The sequence below is a fragment of the Arthrobacter rhombi genome (assembly GCF_039526245.1).
Lineage (GTDB): Bacteria > Actinomycetota > Actinomycetes > Actinomycetales > Micrococcaceae > Arthrobacter_H > Arthrobacter_H rhombi.
This window is the reverse complement of record NZ_BAAAIV010000025.1, coordinates 262,817-276,990: the sequence shown is the minus strand read 5'-3', so window position 1 is coordinate 276,990 and position 14,174 is coordinate 262,817. Positions and strand designations below refer to the sequence as shown.

Below are 14,174 nucleotides of genomic sequence, written 5' to 3'. Positions count from 1 at the left end.
CACCCGAAGAGGAAATTGACACGACTTTACTGCGCCAAAGTGTGCGTAAGCACATAAAGTGGCCCCATGACCTCCGGCAAGGCGTCCAGCACGGTAAAAAACAACAGCACGACGGCGGATCCCGACTCCCGGCGCTGGAATGCACTACTCGACGGCCTGCAGGTGGTCTCGCTGACGGATGACTTCCTGGACCGCGTCCTGCACATGCCCCACTATGAGGAGGGGCGGCTATCGGCCACGGAGTTGCGCCGCACCGGCGAACAGTCCTTCGAGGCACTGATCCGCAGCCTGCGCTCCACCGACCCCACCGGCGCCCCGGCGGATCCGGACGAACTGCGGGACATCAAGCTCGGCATCGCCACCGACGTCGGCGTCTCCCGCGCCCGGGCCGACATCCCGGTCGACGCCCTGATGACGGCCATCCGGCTCGACTTCTCCGTCTTGTGGGACGCGCTGATGGCCCGCGCCACCGCCGACGATGCCCCCTTGCTGGTCTCCCGGGCCAACAGCGTCTGGCATGTGGTCGACGCCTACGCCGCCCAGACCCAGGGCGCCTACATGGCCGAACGCCAGCGCATGGCCACCGAGGCCTCCTCCGTCCGCCAGGGGGCGGTGGCCTCTCTGTTCGGCGAGACCCCGCCGTCGGCGCCCCTGCTCGAACGGGCCGCCACCGCCCTCGGCATCGACCCGGCGGCGACACTCTCGGTGGCCGTGGCCGCCGGCGAGGACGCGGCCGCACTACGCGTGAGCATCGCCCTGGCCGCACGCCGCGGGGCCGAGGTCTTCACCCACCCGCTGGCGGACGCACTCGTGGCCTTCTGGCCCGTCGATGCCCGCCCCGGCTCCGCCCTGAACGAAGCAGGACGGCGGATCACCGCCCTGCGCTGCGGTCTGGTCGAGGCCGTCACGGGCCTGGAGGGCCTGCACGACGCCGGTGGGTTGGCTCTGGAACTCGCCCACCTGGCGACTCCCGACGACGAGGGGGCCCTGGGGCTGGACACCGCCTGGGCGCGACTGGCCGCCTCCCGACTGGGTTCGGACGGCATCCGGCTCGCCGCGAACGTCGACACCGCTCTGGCTACCTGCGGGGCGGTGGAGCGCGAACGGCTCCTGGAGGCGGCACGCGCCTACCTGGCCACCGGCAGCATTGCCGCATCGGCCCAGCGGTTGTTCTGCCACCGCAACACGCAGATGAACCGGATGCGGCGCTTCACCGAACTGACGGGAATCGAGCTATCGGTTCCCGAACAAGCGGCCCGGCTGGTGGTCGCCTGGGCGTGATGGCCCACCGGCCTGTGACTCGACGCGTCACGGGGACTTCTCCCCATCGCGACGGCATCCGACTTCTGCCAGACTGGTACCGATCAACGCACTCACTTTGTTGGAGGAACCTTTGAGCAACCAATATCCCAGCCCTTACGCATCCGCCCCGGTGGCCCCGACCGCCAACGGCGAGGTCCCGCTGGACCAGCCGCTGTATGGAGCCAGCTTCGGCCAGGCCATCAAGCGCTACTTCAAGAAGTACGCCACCTTCAGCGGCCGGGCCAGCCGCAGCGAGTTCTGGTGGGTGCAGCTCTTCAACGCCATCATCGTCACCGTGCTCTATGCCTTCATCATCGGCCTCGGCCTGGCGGGGGCGGATCCGTACACCGGCGAGCCCGGCATGGGCATGCTCTTCCCCTCCCTCTTGCTGATGATCTACGGCCTGGCGGTCATCATCCCCACCATCGCGATGACCGTGCGACGCCTGCACGACGCCAACTTCTCCGGCTTCTTCTACTTCCTGGTCTTCGGCTTTGGCATCGGCGGCTTGGTCCTGCTGATCATGAACCTGCTGCCTTCGGCTCCCGAAGGAGCACGCTTTGACGCCGACGGTGGCGCAGCAGCCAATGCCAACGCCTTTGGTGCCCCAGCCGGCTACCCGGGTGCACCGGCCGGCGGCTACACGGGCCAGAACGCCCCGCAGGGTTACCAGCAGGCAGGCACGCAGCAGGACTTCGGCCAGCCGGGCGGCCCGACCCAGGGCTAATTCGCCCGCTACACTCCGTGGATGTCCCGGCGATGCAGTGCCGCGACGGCCAGCGCGATACACAGCGCGCTGACGCCGAGCAGCAAGACTGCCGACGGGGCATCCACTCCGTTAAGCAGCGGTGGATCCCCGTAAGACCAGTAGTACGGCGAGACGCCTTGCATCCATGCCAGGTCCGGATTCTGGTTGCCCAGCGCATTGAAGACGTAGCCCAGCACGGCCGCCCCGGCGCCGGCGGCGATGCCGTGGACCCTCCGGCCGCCGATGGCCCCTGGTAGGGTCGAGGGGAGATCGCCGCGGCAGCACCGACCCCGAGGAGCAAAGTCATGCAAGACCACGACGGACGCAAGATCCCCCAGGTTGACGAGCATCCGCTCCTGGGCGGAAACCGGGTGACCTCTGCGTTCCGGGAGCCCTTCGACCCGCAGGCCGGACCAAAGAAGCTGCTGCCCCTGGTCATCGGGCTGGTCACCGCGGTGTCGGTGGTGGTCGTACTGCTCTTCGTCGTCTTCTAGACGAAACGAACTGCTGCAGCACTTCTCCCTCTGGATACCCATCAGAGCGTGGCATGTTCCCGATGACCGCACTACCCTTTGTGTCATGGGCGCAATCACGAAGGAGTCTGCGGATTTACGAAAGGCACTTGCCGCCCATCGACCTGCCCTCGACGAAGTCCTCACCCGTTACCGGGCGAGTAATCCGCGATTATTCGGCTCTGTAGCCCGTGGCGAAGCAACGAGCGGCAGCGACCTGGACGTCCTCGTGGACCTGGACCCAAATGGCGGCAATGAGCTACTGCGCGTTGCCGGCATCGGGGAAGAGTTCAGTCGAATTCTCCATCACCGAGTGGATGTCGTCGCACCGGGCCTGCTGCGTGACGCGGTCTCCGAGTCGGCCTTGGCCCAGGCCATCGACCTATGAGCCGCGGGATCCACGAATACTTCCGCGTTGACGCCGCAGTGATCACCGACATCGTGGACACCCAATTGGCCCTCCTTGCCGCGACGATCCGAGAGCATCAAGGACGAGCCGACGGTTAGGACCGGCCCCCAGCCCACGGCCCAGATACCGGTCAGGAAGCCGTCGACCCGCGCACCATCAGCGAGGTGGCCAGGGTGAGCCGCGGCTCATCCAGCGCCCGGCCGTCCATGAGGCCGCGCAGCTGCTCGCCGGCATGGCGCCCCAGCTCCTCGGCGGGCAAGTGCACGCTGGTCAGTGCCGGATTGCTGGTCTGCGAATAGGGCAGGTCGTCGAACCCGGCGACGGCCAGGTCCCCGGGGATCCGCAGACCGGCCACTCGGGCCTCCTGGAGGATGCCGTAGGCGTGCGTGTCGGTGGCACAGGCGACGGCGGTGATCCCCGCGCGCTGCCAGGCGGGCCACGAATCGGCGAAACGAGCAGCGGCGACACCCACGTCGATGGTCGTGGCCACTTGCCCTTCCTCCGGGACCTCGATGCCCCGGGCCGCGGCCTGCTCCAGGAACGCCGCACGGCGCAGCGCAAAGGTCGCCGTGCCGGTGATCCCATCCACATAGGCGACCCGGTGGTGTCCCTGATCGGCCAGGTGGTCCGCCAGCCCGCGGGCTCCCCCCGCCACATCCAGGTCAACGCCCGGCACTCCGGATCCCACGCCCGGGGCATCGAGCAGCACAACGGGCCCCGGGGCTGACAGCTCCTCGAGGAACGCCTCGTCGGGTGCGTCGACCAGCAACCCGGCGGGGCGCAGCGAGAGCAGCTTGCGGGTCTCCTCGGCACTGGGGAACCGCCCGGCGTCGGTGACGGAGAGCAGCAGCTGGTAATCGGTGCCGAGAGCGGCACGGACGCCGGCGATCACGCGGGCGAAGAACGGGTTGGAGATGTCCGGGGCGACGAGGATGACCGTGGAGCTCACGCCCCGGGACAGCGAGGAGCCGATGCCGTCGACGACGTAGCCGAGTTCGCGGATCGCGGCGCGCACGCGCTCCTCGTTCACCGCGGAGACGCGGCCCGAGGATTTGCCGTTGGCCACCAGCGAGACGGTGGCGGTGGAGACCCCTGCCCGTTCGGCGACCAGCGCGGCGGTCACGCGGCGGTGTCCGGGTGTCCCGGAACGGGGGGTCGCAGCTGGAGCGTCGTCGGATTCCATGGTCCCATCCTAGCGAGTGGACACACGAGGCGCGCCAAGGGATCAACCGCTTGACGCCGTCGTCGTGCATCACAGCGTTAAGCGCTTGACGCCGGCGGCGGGGAGGTGCAGAATCTTCCTGAACCCCCTGATCCGCCGGGGCCCTCCCGGCGACCCCAATGACGTGGAGAAAAACATGGGCGCACACCCCGCGACCGACGGCCCCCGCAAGATCATCCTCGACTGCGACCCCGGGCACGACGACGCCGTGGCCATCCTGCTGGCGCACGGCAACCCGGACATCGAACTGCTCGCGGTCACCACAGTGGTCGGCAACCAGACCCTGGCCAAGGTCACCCAGAACGCCCTCGTGGTGGGCACGATCGCCGGGATCACCGGCGTCCCGTTTGCCGCCGGCTGCGACCGCCCGCTGGTGCGCACCATCAAGAATGCCCCGGACATCCACGGCGAATCCGGCATGGACGGACCCGCGCAGCCCGATCCGGCGATCGAACTGGACCCCCGTCACGCGGTGGACCTGATCATCGAGACCGTCATGGCGCACGAGCCGGGCACCGTCACGCTGGTGCCCACCGGTGGGCTGACCAACATCGCCATGGCCGCCCGCAAGGAGCCGCGCATCGTCGAGCGCGTCCGCGAGGTCGTGCTGATGGGCGGCGGCTACCACGTGGGCAACTGGAGTGCCGTGGCCGAATTCAACATCATCATCGACCCCGAGGCCGCGCACATCGTCTTCAACGAGCCGTGGCCCGTGGTCATGGTCGGGCTGGACCTGACGCACCAGGCGCTGGCCACCGACGAGGTCGTCGCCCGGATCGAGGCAGTGGGCACCGGCCCGGCACGGTTCGTGCGCGAGCTGATGGACTTCTTCAAGGCGACCTACCAGGACGCCCAGGGATTCGACTTCCCGCCGGTGCACGATCCCTGCGCCGTCGCCTACGTCATCGACCCGACCATCGTGTCCACCCGCAAGGTCCCGGTCGACATCGAACTGGCCGGGACGCTGACCCTGGGCATGACGGTCGCCGACTTCCGCGCCCCCGCCCCGGCGGACTGCCACACCTCGGTCGCCGTCGAGCTGGACCACGCCCGCTTCTGGGGCCTGGTCACCGACGCGCTGGAACGCATCGGCGAGGTCGACCTCGGCGCAGCCGCAGAGGTGGCCGCGCGATGAGCACCACCTCGACGCGGCGCACCGCCGCCACCGGGGGCACCGGCACCCTGCTCTTCGCACTGCTGGCCGCCTGCATCGCCTTCCAGCTCAACGCCTCCATGCTCAGCCCCGCGCTGGTCACGATGGGCGAGGAACTGCACACCGACCAGGCGGCGATCGGCCTCTCGCAGACCTGGTTCTTCACCACAGCAGCCCTGTTCTCGCTGTTCCTGCCCCGGCTCAGCGATATCGTCGGGCGCAAGCGGATCCTGGTGATCATGCTGGTGCTCACCGCCGTCGGCTCCGTCGTCGCCGCGCTGGCGCCGAACATCGGCTGGCTTTTCGTCGGGCGCATCATCCAGGGCATTTCCGGCCCCACCGTGCCCATGTGCCTGATCATGCTGCGCTCCGCGGTGACCGACCAGCGCCGCTACGGCACCATGATGGGCCTGATCCTCGCCGTCAACGGCGGCGTGGCCGGCGTCGACTCGTTCCTGGGCGGCTACCTGGCCGAGAACTTCGGATTCCGCAGCATCTTCTGGTTCATGGTCGTCCTCTCGGTGCTCGCCGCGGCAGCCGTGGGGTGGAAGACCAGCGAGACCAAACCGCAGGCCGGCACCACCATGGACTGGCGCGGCGTCTTCTGCATCGTCATCGCCGTCGGCGCACTGCTGACCGCCCTGAACGAGGGTGCCGGACTGGTCGGCGGGTTCTCGGCCTCCACGCTGGTGCTCTCACTGGTCCTGCTGGTCGTGGCCATCGCCGCGTTCGCCGCGTTCTGGGCCACCGAAAAGCGCACCCACCAGCCGATGGTGGAGATCGTCCACCTGCGCCAGCGCTCCACCTGGGCCCCGCTGCTGACCACGATCCTGACCATGACCGGCATCTTCGCCGTCATCAACGGCATCATCCCGGCCTACGTCCAGGCGGCCGATCCCGGCTTCGGCATCGGCCCGACCGAGACCGCGCTGCTCATCCTCACCCCGTACGCGCTGTTGGGTTGGATCTTTGGTCCCGTCAGCGGACGCCTGGCTCCCGTGATGGGCTACACCCGGGTGCTGCGGACCGGCATGATCGGCTCCGTGGTGGCCCTGCTGCTCATCCTGTTCCTCGGCTTGGGCAGCCTGCCACTGATGATCGTCGGCACCGCCCTGCTGGGCATCATGTATGCCGGTACCGCGAACATCATGCTCAACGGCCTCGGCGTCGTCCTCTCCCCCGCGGGCAACCCCGGATTCCTGCCGGGCATGAACGCCGGTGCCTTCAACCTGGGCGCCGGACTGAGCTTCCTGGTCCTGCCCGCGGTCCAGGTCGGCACCGCCTCCCTGGGCGCCTCCGGCTCCTATGTGGCGGTCATCGTCACCGGCCTGGTCATCACGCTCGCCGCGTTGGCCGCCTCCCTGCTGATCCCGAAACCCGTCGAAGCGGAGGTCACCGCATGAACACCCCCACCCCGGACCCGGTAGCCGCAGGGCGCATTGTCGTCGTCGGCTCCCTGAACGCCGACCTGACGATCTACACGCAGCGCCTCCCCGGTCCCGGCGAAACCCTGCAGGGCTCCGGCTTCGGGGTGAACCCCGGAGGCAAGAGCGCCAACCAGGCGGTCGCCGCCGGCCGGCTCGGGGCCGACGTGGCCCTGCTCGGCGCCGTCGGGAACGACGCCAACGGGGCCATGCTCCTCGATTCCTGCTCGGCCGCCGGGGTGGATGTTGCGGCAGTGCGCACCGCCGAGGGGGTGGAGACCGGGGTCGCCGTGGTCACCGTGGACGCCGACGGCGAGAACAGCATCGTCATTTCCGCCGGCGCCAACGGGACGCTCTCCCCCGCCGACGTGGACCAGGCTGCCGGGTTGTTCGCCGGCGCCTCGGTGCTCTGCCTGTGCCTGGAGGTGGCCCCGGAGACGGTGCTGGCCGCGGCCCGCGCCGGGCACGACGCCGGCGCCACCGTGGTCCTGAACCTCTCCCCCTACGCGCCGATCAGCGCAGATCTGGCCCAGGCCACCTCGGTGCTGCTGGTCAACGCGCACGAGGCCTCGCAGTTCCTCGACGGCGCACCCATCCCCGGCCCCGACGCCCCCGAAGGCTCGTGGGAGCCGGTCGCCGAACGGTTCGCCGGCCGCGGACTGGACCGCGTCGTCGTCACCCTGGGAGCCCACGGTTCGGTGGTCCTGGATCGAACGCACGACGCCGATGCGCCCATCACGCGCATCTTCCCCACGCGTGTGGAGGCCGTCGACACCACCGGTGCCGGCGATGCCTTCACCGGGGGGCTCGCCAGCCGGCTGGCCGGCGGCGGGAACCTGGCGGACGCCGCGGCCTTCGCCTCGGTGGCCGCCGCCCTGGCCGCCACCCGGAAGGGCACCCAGGCCGCCTACCCGACGGCTGCCGAGGTGGCCGCCGCCCGGGAGGCGAACCCGGCGTAACGCCCGGGCGCGGTACGGCGTGCCTGTGGTGGGATGGTGGCATGAAACTTGCCACCATCCGCCGGCCAGGTGCCGCACAACAGACCTTCGCCGCCGTCGTCCTCGGGGACACCGCGCATGAACTCAGCGGTTTCGGTGATGTCGGGGCGTTCCTGGGTGCCGACGCTGCGGCGCGGCAGGGCGCCTTGGACGCCGCGTCGGGTACAACCGGTGTGCCGGTGGCCGACGCCGGGTTCGGGACGTTGATCCGGTCCCCCGAGAAGGTGTTCTGCATCGGCCTGAACTACCGCAACCACATCCTCGAGACCGGGCAGGAGCTGCCGGCCTACCCGACGGTCTTCACCAAGTTCGCCCGCTCGCTCACCGGCCCCACGGATCCGATCCAGGTTCCGGCGGAGGACCACCGGTTGGATTGGGAAGGCGAACTGGCGATCGTCATCGGCACTGCAGGCCGGCGCATCGCCGAGGAGGACGCAGCGGACCACATCGCCGGGTACGCCGTCTCCAACGATGTCTCGATGCGCGGCTGGCAGGGCCGGACCACCGAGTGGATGCAAGGCAAGGCCTGGGAGGCCTCGACCCCCGTGGGCCCGTTCCTGGTCAGCGCCGACGCATTCCCCGCCGGCGCCAGGATCCGCACGTCGGTCAACGGCGAGGTGGTGCAGGAGGATTCGACAGCCGATCTGGTGTTCGGGCCGGCAGCGCTGGTCGCCTACCTCTCGACCATGGTCACGCTGGCGCCCGGGGACCTCATTCTCACCGGCACCCCCGCCGGTGTTGCGCTGGGCCGGCGCAACGAGGCCGGCCGGCACCCCTGGTTGACGGCAGGAGACGTGCTGGAGACCGCGATCGACGGGCTCGGAGCGCAGCGGAACGAGATCGTCTAGCCCGCGTCAGCCGGCCGTGGTGAACGACAGGCAGTAGGTGAGGTTTGCCGTGGTGCTGCGGGCTGCTGCTTCGCCGTCACCGGCGACGATTGCCTCGAGGACCTCCTCGTGGCCCGCGGCCCGGCATCCGTCGAATCCGGCATGCAGGCGTTGGGCCATCTTCGTGCCGTGGAAGACGTCGCCGAAACTCGCATAGAGCTCCACCAGCAGCGCGTTGCCCGAGGCCCGGGCGACCGCGAGGTGGAATTCCCAGTCGGCGGCGATCCACGCTTCCACGTCTTCGGCCTCCCAGGCGCGGCTCCGTTCGGACAGGATGGCGCGCAGCCCCGCGATCGCCGGGGCATCCGCTGCCGTGGCGGCCAGGCGCGCCGCCTGGGCGTCCAGGGCAAAGCGGACCTGCAGTACATCCTCGTCGGTATGCCGGTCGTAGGCCTGCTGGACGGCCCCTTGGATTTCGCTGCTGGTGCGCACGTAGGTTCCGTCGCCGCGGCGCACCTGGAGCATGCCGGCATGGGCCAGGGCCTTGATGGACTCGCGCAGGGTCCCGCGGGAGACCGAGAAACGTTCCATCAGTGCGGGTTCGGCGGGGATGCGCTCCCCGATCGGCCATTCGCCGGCCGCAATGGCCGCCCGCAACGCCTCGATGACCTCCTGGGCCAGGGGCGTCCGGCTGGCGACGTTCATGCACCCACCCTTTCGGCCCGCAGGGCCTGGGGCCGCCCGGATTCCCCGGCAGTCAGGGCCAGGCACAGCACCATCTGGGCCAACGCCACGCCCACCAGGAGCCACAGCGGCAGCCCCCAGGCCCCGGTCAACCCATGGATCAGACCCATCCCGAACGGGCCGGCGGTGGCCACCAGGTAGCCGACCGACTGGGCAACGGTGGAGATCGCCGTCGTCTCCGCGGCGTTCTGGCCGCTGCGGCTGATCACGATCAGCACCAGCGGGAACACCGAGATGCCCAGCCCCAGGAAGAAGACGGCCAGCACGGAAAGCGAGAGCGGCAGCAGGGCCAGCCCCGCCAAGCCGGCCATCACCGTCACGCAACACAGCATGAACGCACGGCGCAGGCCGTGCGGACGGCCGGCCAGCGGCAGCAGGACCAGCGTGAACGGGACCGTCACCAACTGCATTCCGGCCAACAGCAGCCCCGCCATCGCGGGCTCCATGCCGCGGGAAATCAGGATGACGGGCAGCCAGCTGATCAACGAGTAGGCCAGCAGCGCCTGGACGGTGAACAGGCCGGTGATGAGCAGCCCCTTGCGGGTGCGCAACACCTGCATCGGGGAGAGCCCAGTGGACGTTCCGGGCAGGTTCCGGGGCCGGCTGCCGATGGCCAGCGGGATGAAGACCAGCGCGGAGACCGCCGCCAACAGGGACCAGGCGGCCAGGCCCAGCGTGGGCGACTGAAGCTGCAATGCCAGCGGAACGCCGAGGGCGGAGGCCGCAGTGGCCCCCACCGACATGGTGATCGTATAGGTGCCGGTCAACAGGGAGGTGCGGTGGGCATAGTGTTCGCGGATGAACGAGGGCATGGTCACGTTGCACAGCGCGATGCCGCACATCGCGGCCACGGTGCCCAGCAGCAGCATCCCCACCGAGGGGATCGCCCGGACGCCCAACCCGGCGGCGAGGAGCACCAGCGCCAGCAGGACGGTGCGTTCCAGGCCGACCCGGCGGACCAGCCACGCGGTGGCGGCACCGGCGAAGGCGAAGGTCAGGGTGGGGATGGATGGCAGCACGGCGGCCACCAGCGGCCCATAGCCCAGGACCGCCTGCAGGTCGTGGAACAGTGCCGCGGCACTGGCGATGCCGGCACGCAGGTTCAGCCCGACCAAGACGATCGCGACAACCCCCAGCACCACCACGAACCGGCTGCGTGGGGCCGGGGTGTGGCCGGGGTGCGGTGCGGTGGTCTCATCGGACGTCGCGCCGGGCGCGCTGGGGGAAGGCAGGTGCGGGGGCATGCTTAAACATTAGACGTCTGACGTCTGGGCGGGCGCATGATGTGACGCATCCCCCCCTATGCTGGTTCCATGACGTTCACCACCTGCGACCTGTACGACGACGACGAGACCCTGCAGTCGGTCTCCCTGCAGCTGCAGAACCTGGGCGGCCGGGCCCGCTTCAGCGGTCCGGTCCGCACCATCCGGTGCCACCGGGACAACGGGCTGGTCAAGCAGACCCTCAACGGCCCGGGAGATGGTGCCGTGCTGGTGGTCGACGGCGGCGGTTCGCTGGAGTCGGCCCTCATGGGGGACATGATTGCCGCAGCTGCCGTGGCGAACGGTTGGGCCGGCGTCGTCATCCATGGCGTGATCCGCGACCGGGTCGACGTGGCCGGTCTGGATCTCGGCGTCAAGGCGCTGGGATCCAACCCGCGCAAATCGGCCAAGGACGGGGCCGGGGAGCTCGACGTCGTCCTCGACTTCGGCGGCGTGAGATTCCGCCCCGGGGCCATGCTCCACAGCGATGAAGACGGGATCCTCGTCGAGGCCTGACAGGGACCGCCGCCTTCCGGCGGACCCGATTCGTCCGCTGCGGGCGGGATTCGATATTTTGGTGGGGGTCGCATCCGCGACCCGTCGGCGAAAGGGGATGGCATGAACGCGGCTGCCCCCTTGCGCTTGTGGCGTTCCGCCGCCGTGACCACGACAGTGCTCTCGCTGGCCGCCGGCGCCCACGTCCTCGGTGGCGCACCCCTGCCTGGCGTGCCCGTGCTGATCCTGCTCGCCGCGCTGGTCAACGTACCCGTCGTGCTGCTGGCCGGACGCCGGATGGGGATGCGGACGCTGGTCCCCCTGCTCGGTGTGGGCCAATGGTCCCTGCACCACGCCTTCGCGTGGTTCGGTGCCAGTGGAGCCTGCACCGGGGGATCCGGCCACGGTTCCGCGGGGCACGCCCACCATGTGCAGACCGTGGTGGCCTCCTGCACGGCCGGCGACGGGTCCGCCGCCCTGGCTGACCTCCACGCCACCGGCTGGGGACTGCCCATGCTGGCCGCCCACTTTCTGGCCATCGTCCTGACGGCGCTCGCACTCTCCCGCGGCGAAGACGCCCTCTGGTTGCTCGTCGCCTGGCTGCGCCCGCTGGTGTGGCTTCCGCGCCCCCTCCTCGTCGAGGCACCGGCCCCGCGCCTGCAGGCCATCCGTTCCCTGCCGGTATTGCACCCCCGCTGTCCCGCCCGCGCCGAACGCCATCGCGGACCACCAGCGTTCCCGCACCCGGCACCCGCCATGTCCTGACACAGGAGGGCGGCCCGGGCTCCTTTCGCCGGCCGGATCCCTCCGCCGGTTCCCCGAACCACCCTCCCTGGCCGCGCCCTGCGCGGCCCTGCAAAGGAACGATTTCTGATGACACACACCACCATCCCCGCACGCCACCGTCTGGCCACCACCACGGCCGCCGCAGCAGCCACGGGTGCCCTGATGCTGCTCGGCGCCGGCATGGCTTCGGCCCATGTGACAGTGAGCCCGAACAAGACCGACGAGGGCGCCTACGCCCACGCCACCTTCAGCGTGCCCAATGAGTCCGACAGCGCGAAAACCGACAAGCTCACCGTCTCGCTTCCCGAAAAGACCCCCTTCACCTCGGTCAGCGTCCAGCCGGTGGAAGGCTGGACCGTGAAGGTGAAGCAGGGCAAACTCGCCCAGCCCGTCGAGGTGCACGGCACCACCATCACCGAGGCAGCCACCTCGATCACGTGGACCGCCGACAAGGCCCATCAGATCGGTCCGGATGAGTTCCAGACCTTCACCGTCTCGCTGGGCACGCTGCCGACGTCGGGAACCGATGTGGTCCTGCCAGCCACCCAGCACTACACCGACGGATCGGTCGTGAAATGGGACGATCCGGCGACCACCGACGGCCAGGCAGCGGAGCACCCGGCCCCCTCGTTCACCACCACGGCCGCAGCGGCAGATGATGCCCACGGAGGGTCCGCGGCGTCGTCAGCGCCGGCCGACGAGGCCGCCGCCCCGTCGTCAACGTCCGACAGCGGCGTCGGCATGGCCGGGCTGTGGATCGGTGTGGTCGGCCTCCTGGTGGGCGCGTTCGCCCTGGTGAGGACGTTTGGAAACCGCAAGAACTAGTCTCCGACGTGCCGGTGGCCCGTCACCACGACGGGCCACCGGCCCCTTTGAAAGCGACCCCCATGAACCACCACACCCCCACCACCCGCCTCGGCGCGGTACTCGCAGCCGTCCTGCTGGCACTGCTGGTCCCGATCGGTGCGGCCAGCGCGCATGACACACTCGTGTCCACCGATCCGGCGTCGGGCTCGACCGTGCAGAAGATGCCGCAGAAGATCGGCCTGACGTACGACAACATCCCCATTGCCCTGGGGTCGGAGATCCGCATCATCGACGCCGAGGGCACCAACTGGGCGCAGGGCCAGGCCAAGGTCACCAACCGCGTCGTCAACCAGGGCGTCCAGCCGGGCACTCCGGCCGGCACCTATACCGTGCAGTGGCGCGTCGTCTCCTCCGACGGGCACCCCATCCAGGGGAACTTCACCTTCACCACCCGGACCGGGGCAGCGCCCGGGGCGGCCACGCCGTCGACCGAGGGGTCGGCGCCGGCGCAGCACCAGCAGGACGCACCGGGCCTTCCACCGTGGATCATCCCCGTGGGTGTGGCCGTGCTGATCCTCATCGGTGCAGGGGCCGCCATCGCCTGGCGGCGTCTGGGTACCGACTAGACGGGATCAGGCGTTCCAGAGACCGTACGAATCCGCGAGATCGGCGATCTTCTGGGCGCGGGCAAGACGCGGCAGGTAGGAGCCGTCACCCACGGTGGCACCTGCCGCGTGGGCCTCGAGCAGTTCGTGCGCCCAGGACAGCTCGTCGTTGCTGGGCGAGAGTCCCTGGTTGATGTCGTCCACCTGGGACGGCGCGAGGCTCAGCTTGCCGGTCATGCCCATCGAGGCGGTGACCCGGCAGGCGGCGTGCACATCGGCGGGGGCGGCAGCCGCAGCGGCCGGGCCGTCGATGGCGCCGGGGAGCTGGCCGACGCGCGAGGCGACCACGAGCTTGCCGCGGGCATAGGCCAGGGCCATCGGGTCCTCCGAGACGCCGGTGTCCTTGCGGAAGTCGTTGGTGCCGAACGCCAAGCGGAACGTCCCGGGAGCCGAGGCGATCGCCGTGGCGTTCTCGATGCCGACCGCCGATTCAATCAGGGCCAGCACCGGGGTACCTGCTTGCAGGCGCATGGCCGTGTAGGTCACCTGTTCGGGCTTCTCGGTCATCGCCAGCATGACCCCGCGCAGGCCCTTGGTCTTGGACAGGGCGGCCAGGTCGTCGGCCCAGAAGTCGGTTTCAATGCCGTTGACGCGCACCCACGCGGTCATGCCGGAGTTCAGCGCCTGGACCACCGCGTCCCGGGCGGCAGCCTTCTGGGCGTCCGGAACCGCGGCTTCCATGTCGAAGATGACCGAGTCCGCTTCCGACGCCAGCGCGGCAGCATATGCCTCGGGCTTCGAGGCGTTCACCAGCAGCCAGGAGCGGGAGAGTTTGGCAGGCAGGGACGCGGCGCGACGGTTACGAAGGGACATACCTCCA

18 protein-coding genes are annotated in these 14,174 nt (G+C 69.7%); 13 read left to right on the top strand and 5 right to left on the bottom strand.

The genetic code is table 11. From position 1 onward, the window contains the following. Positions 1-66: 66 nt before the first annotated feature. On the top strand, positions 67-1,281 hold the full coding sequence (locus tag ABD088_RS17040) for an RsbRD N-terminal domain-containing protein (protein ID WP_343903160.1): 1,215 nt from the start codon (positions 67-69) through the stop codon (positions 1,279-1,281). A gap of 112 nt (positions 1,282-1,393) precedes the next feature. After that, a complete protein-coding gene (locus ABD088_RS17035; RefSeq protein ID WP_343903159.1) occupies positions 1,394-2,029 on the top strand; it encodes a DUF805 domain-containing protein in 636 nt (211 codons plus the stop codon). A gap of 8 nt (positions 2,030-2,037) precedes the next feature. On the opposite strand, the gene ABD088_RS17030 is transcribed toward ABD088_RS17035, so the two are convergent. After that, positions 2,038-2,367, bottom strand: a complete 330-nt coding sequence (locus tag ABD088_RS17030) for a hypothetical protein (protein WP_343903158.1) — start codon at positions 2,365-2,367, stop codon at positions 2,038-2,040. Between ABD088_RS17030 and ABD088_RS17025 the strand changes: the two genes are divergently transcribed. From ABD088_RS17025 to ABD088_RS17015, 3 genes are all read left to right on the top strand, one after another. Next, a complete protein-coding gene (locus ABD088_RS17025; protein WP_343903157.1) occupies positions 2,356-2,544 on the top strand; it encodes a hypothetical protein in 189 nt (62 codons plus the stop codon). The two genes, ABD088_RS17030 and ABD088_RS17025, sit on opposite strands and share 12 nt — an antisense overlap. An 85-nt stretch (positions 2,545-2,629) precedes the next feature. Further along, complete coding sequence (locus tag ABD088_RS17020) at positions 2,630-2,950, top strand: nucleotidyltransferase family protein (protein ID WP_343903156.1); 321 nt, start codon at positions 2,630-2,632, stop codon at positions 2,948-2,950. After that, positions 2,947-3,069 (top strand): ribonuclease HepT family protein, encoded by a 123-nt coding sequence (locus ABD088_RS17015; protein ID WP_343903155.1) that lies wholly within the window; start codon positions 2,947-2,949, stop codon positions 3,067-3,069. The genes ABD088_RS17020 and ABD088_RS17015 overlap by 4 nt, the downstream gene beginning before the upstream one ends. A 32-nt stretch (positions 3,070-3,101) precedes the next feature. Here ABD088_RS17015 and ABD088_RS17010 read toward each other — a convergent pair whose 3' ends face one another. Next, complete coding sequence (locus ABD088_RS17010) at positions 3,102-4,154, bottom strand: LacI family DNA-binding transcriptional regulator (RefSeq protein ID WP_343903154.1); 1,053 nt, start codon at positions 4,152-4,154, stop codon at positions 3,102-3,104. Positions 4,155-4,329: 175 nt separating this feature from the next. Between ABD088_RS17010 and uriH the strand changes: the two genes are divergently transcribed. From uriH to ABD088_RS16990, 4 genes are read left to right on the top strand one after another with little or no spacing between them, the layout of a single operon-like run. Further along, positions 4,330-5,328 carry a uridine-preferring nucleoside hydrolase UriH gene (gene uriH, locus ABD088_RS17005; RefSeq protein WP_343903153.1) on the top strand — a complete coding sequence of 333 codons (999 nt, stop codon included), beginning with the start codon at positions 4,330-4,332 and terminating at the stop codon, positions 5,326-5,328. Beyond that, complete coding sequence (gene uriT / locus ABD088_RS17000) at positions 5,325-6,749, top strand: uridine transporter UriT (RefSeq protein ID WP_343903152.1); 1,425 nt, start codon at positions 5,325-5,327, stop codon at positions 6,747-6,749. Before uriH ends, uriT begins: the two co-directional genes overlap by 4 nt. Beyond that, entirely contained in the window at positions 6,746-7,729 is a 984-nt protein-coding gene (locus ABD088_RS16995; protein ID WP_343903151.1) for a ribokinase, read from the top strand. Before uriT ends, ABD088_RS16995 begins: the two co-directional genes overlap by 4 nt. Before the next feature lie 41 nt (positions 7,730-7,770). Next, complete coding sequence (locus tag ABD088_RS16990) at positions 7,771-8,616, top strand: fumarylacetoacetate hydrolase family protein (RefSeq protein ID WP_343903150.1); 846 nt, start codon at positions 7,771-7,773, stop codon at positions 8,614-8,616. Between the two features lie 6 nt (positions 8,617-8,622). Here the strand turns inward: ABD088_RS16990 and ABD088_RS16985 are convergent, their stop codons facing one another. Together ABD088_RS16985 and ABD088_RS16980 are read right to left on the bottom strand one after the other, a co-directional pair. Continuing rightward, a complete protein-coding gene (locus ABD088_RS16985; protein WP_343903149.1) occupies positions 8,623-9,300 on the bottom strand; it encodes a FadR/GntR family transcriptional regulator in 678 nt (225 codons plus the stop codon). Further along, a complete protein-coding gene (locus ABD088_RS16980; protein ID WP_343903148.1) occupies positions 9,297-10,583 on the bottom strand; it encodes an MFS transporter in 1,287 nt (428 codons plus the stop codon). The genes ABD088_RS16985 and ABD088_RS16980 overlap by 4 nt, the downstream gene beginning before the upstream one ends. A 69-nt stretch (positions 10,584-10,652) precedes the next feature. Here ABD088_RS16980 and rraA point away from each other — a divergent pair, with 69 nt between their 5' ends. The 4 genes from rraA to ABD088_RS16960 all read left to right on the top strand — a co-directional run bounded on the left by rraA (position 10,653) and on the right by ABD088_RS16960 (position 13,315). Then, entirely contained in the window at positions 10,653-11,117 is a 465-nt protein-coding gene (gene rraA, locus ABD088_RS16975; RefSeq protein ID WP_343903147.1) for a ribonuclease E activity regulator RraA, read from the top strand. A gap of 102 nt (positions 11,118-11,219) precedes the next feature. Continuing rightward, on the top strand, positions 11,220-11,861 hold the full coding sequence (locus ABD088_RS16970) for a hypothetical protein (protein ID WP_343903146.1): 642 nt from the start codon (positions 11,220-11,222) through the stop codon (positions 11,859-11,861). 108 nt (positions 11,862-11,969) lie between these two features. Continuing rightward, entirely contained in the window at positions 11,970-12,707 is a 738-nt protein-coding gene (locus ABD088_RS16965) for a YcnI family copper-binding membrane protein (protein ID WP_343903145.1), read from the top strand. A 62-nt stretch (positions 12,708-12,769) separates the two neighbouring features. Then, complete coding sequence (locus ABD088_RS16960) at positions 12,770-13,315, top strand: copper resistance CopC family protein (protein WP_343903144.1); 546 nt, start codon at positions 12,770-12,772, stop codon at positions 13,313-13,315. Positions 13,316-13,321: 6 nt separating this feature from the next. Here the strand turns inward: ABD088_RS16960 and ABD088_RS16955 are convergent, their stop codons facing one another. Further along, positions 13,322-14,167 (bottom strand): HpcH/HpaI aldolase/citrate lyase family protein, encoded by an 846-nt coding sequence (locus ABD088_RS16955; RefSeq protein ID WP_343903143.1) that lies wholly within the window; start codon positions 14,165-14,167, stop codon positions 13,322-13,324. Between the last annotated feature and the right edge of the window lie 7 nt (positions 14,168-14,174).

Coding starts and splice junctions, on each gene's coding strand:
- ABD088_RS17040 (WP_343903160.1), top strand. CDS start 67: ATGACCTCCGGCAAGGCGTCCAGCACGGTAAAAAACAACAGCACGACG.
- ABD088_RS16980 (WP_343903148.1), bottom strand. CDS start 10,583: ATGCCCCCGCACCTGCCTTCCCCCAGCGCGCCCGGCGCGACGTCCGAT.
- uriH (WP_343903153.1), top strand. CDS start 4,330: ATGGGCGCACACCCCGCGACCGACGGCCCCCGCAAGATCATCCTCGAC.
- ABD088_RS17025 (WP_343903157.1), top strand. CDS start 2,356: ATGCAAGACCACGACGGACGCAAGATCCCCCAGGTTGACGAGCATCCG.
- ABD088_RS16985 (WP_343903149.1), bottom strand. CDS start 9,300: ATGAACGTCGCCAGCCGGACGCCCCTGGCCCAGGAGGTCATCGAGGCG.
- uriT (WP_343903152.1), top strand. CDS start 5,325: ATGAGCACCACCTCGACGCGGCGCACCGCCGCCACCGGGGGCACCGGC.
- ABD088_RS17010 (WP_343903154.1), bottom strand. CDS start 4,154: ATGGAATCCGACGACGCTCCAGCTGCGACCCCCCGTTCCGGGACACCC.
- ABD088_RS16955 (WP_343903143.1), bottom strand. CDS start 14,167: ATGTCCCTTCGTAACCGTCGCGCCGCGTCCCTGCCTGCCAAACTCTCC.
- ABD088_RS16990 (WP_343903150.1), top strand. CDS start 7,771: ATGAAACTTGCCACCATCCGCCGGCCAGGTGCCGCACAACAGACCTTC.
- ABD088_RS16970 (WP_343903146.1), top strand. CDS start 11,220: ATGAACGCGGCTGCCCCCTTGCGCTTGTGGCGTTCCGCCGCCGTGACC.
- rraA (WP_343903147.1), top strand. CDS start 10,653: ATGACGTTCACCACCTGCGACCTGTACGACGACGACGAGACCCTGCAG.
- ABD088_RS16960 (WP_343903144.1), top strand. CDS start 12,770: ATGAACCACCACACCCCCACCACCCGCCTCGGCGCGGTACTCGCAGCC.
- ABD088_RS16995 (WP_343903151.1), top strand. CDS start 6,746: ATGAACACCCCCACCCCGGACCCGGTAGCCGCAGGGCGCATTGTCGTC.
- ABD088_RS17015 (WP_343903155.1), top strand. CDS start 2,947: ATGAGCCGCGGGATCCACGAATACTTCCGCGTTGACGCCGCAGTGATC.
- ABD088_RS16965 (WP_343903145.1), top strand. CDS start 11,970: ATGACACACACCACCATCCCCGCACGCCACCGTCTGGCCACCACCACG.
- ABD088_RS17020 (WP_343903156.1), top strand. CDS start 2,630: ATGGGCGCAATCACGAAGGAGTCTGCGGATTTACGAAAGGCACTTGCC.